Source organism: Sphingobacterium sp. 18053 (genome assembly GCF_902706145.1).
Lineage (GTDB): Bacteria > Bacteroidota > Bacteroidia > Sphingobacteriales > Sphingobacteriaceae > Sphingobacterium > Sphingobacterium paramultivorum.
The window spans coordinates 1-1552 of record NZ_CACSJW010000023.1; the positions used below are offsets into that span (position 1 = coordinate 1).

The following is a 1552-nucleotide window of genomic DNA, read 5'->3' on the forward strand; positions in this document are numbered from 1 at the left end:
GAATAACATGATATGAATATCATAAATCAGCCAATAAAGATTTTTAGGTGCCTATATCGGCGGTGTCTACCTCTTCCCATTCCGAACAGAGCAGTCAAGCCCGCCAGAGCCGATGGTATTGCCGTAACAGGTGGGAGAGTAGGTCGGTGCCTTTTTTTACACGGAAGCCCTTGCTGGAAACAGTCAAGGGCTTCTTTCGTTTAAATACTTCCGTATTTCCATGTACAGGCTATTGCCTGTCCTCCGCATATTGGTTATCGCAGCACTCAGCTTGAGTTTACTGTATGATAATTTTCTAGTACTAAAACTTAAGCAAGCGAATTAAGCCTACTGTAACTAATTCTGCTTACTTGATGTAGAATTACTGGTATGGATTTATAGAAACAAAATATCTACGTATGATTTTCTTAGTGAGAGCATTGTTGGCGTTATCAAATTCGCAAACCTATAACGTTCGTTGTGCCGAGCAGGAATGAGGTCGTAAAACTAGTAATAGAGATAGAACATTTTATATGGAATTTTAACTTAAATATTTATAATTTTTTACTTAATATTCCATATGCCTAGGAATGTCTAAAACATGAGCAATGAGACAATTATAGTACGCTACGTATAGATATTTAAGTTAAATGTTTAATTTTTTTATGTTTTTACAGGGCGTAAAGTGAAGTATTGGAATGAATTGTATATTTGTGGACATTAACTTATATAATGAAAAAAGCTAAATTATTAATGTTGGGCCAAATGATGGTAGTTATTGCTCTACTTATATTTTCCGAAACACTTTGTGCTCAAAAGAAATCTAATAATACAGATTATATTGTTTTCATGAATGGAGATAGCTTATATGGGAAAGTTTCTTCAGTTACGGATAGTAAATTGTCATGGCGTGATGGAGATACGCAGATGGATTTTTTTCCAGACCAAGTTTTTCGTGTTTATCAAAATAGTAAAAACAAAATTTTCGCACCTTCTTACATCGAAAAAGGGCTAGAAAAGGTTAAAAATACAAAACCTCAGGTTTTTCGGATTAATAAAGAAAAATCAGAGGAATTAAGATTTGCTGAATTAATTCAGGATGGTGAAATAACGGTCTATTATTTTAAAAGTTCTGGCTTGGCGGTGGGAGGTGGAACCTCTGGAGCTCTTCTCGGTTTCACGACAAGGAAATATTGGTGTGCTCTTAAGTGTTCTTCTGGAGAGATAATTGAATTGAATGATGTTGTAAAAGATATTTTGGGGCAAGATGTAAAACAAAGGGCTAAAGCGCTATCAGCATTAATAGAAGATGAACCAACCATATTAAAGCAATTTCAGCTTGAACGAAAATATAGTTACGAGTTGTTTTTAAATTATATAAAAAAATATAATGAAGTCAGGTTATCTAAGGAAAATAGGCCCGGCATCGTTTCGGAACGTATAATTTAGAGACTGTAACCTGAACTGTGTCAGAGGAATAATTCAATAAGATTATTTATATTCAATTATTCAAACGACACGGTCATGAAAGAAAAAGACCCATTCGACTTTGAACGCTTCAAGGCAGAAGCCA

The 1552-nt window shown here is 34.6% G+C and carries 1 protein-coding gene and 1 rRNA gene; both read left to right on the forward strand.

The features are described from left to right. The first annotated feature begins 43 nt into the window (after window positions 1–43). A 5S ribosomal RNA gene (rrf, locus tag GVK91_RS27075) occupies window positions 44–155 on the forward strand. 556 nt (window positions 156–711) lie between these two features. Next, a complete protein-coding gene (locus GVK91_RS27080) occupies window positions 712–1428 on the forward strand; it encodes a hypothetical protein (protein WP_159732726.1) in 717 nt (238 codons plus the stop codon). Window positions 1429–1552 lie beyond the last annotated feature (124 nt).

What these genes read in the sequence shown, in the direction of transcription:
- GVK91_RS27080 (WP_159732726.1), top strand. Translation starts at nt 712, where the DNA reads ATGAAAAAAGCTAAATTATTAATGTTGGGCCAAATGATGGTAGTTATT.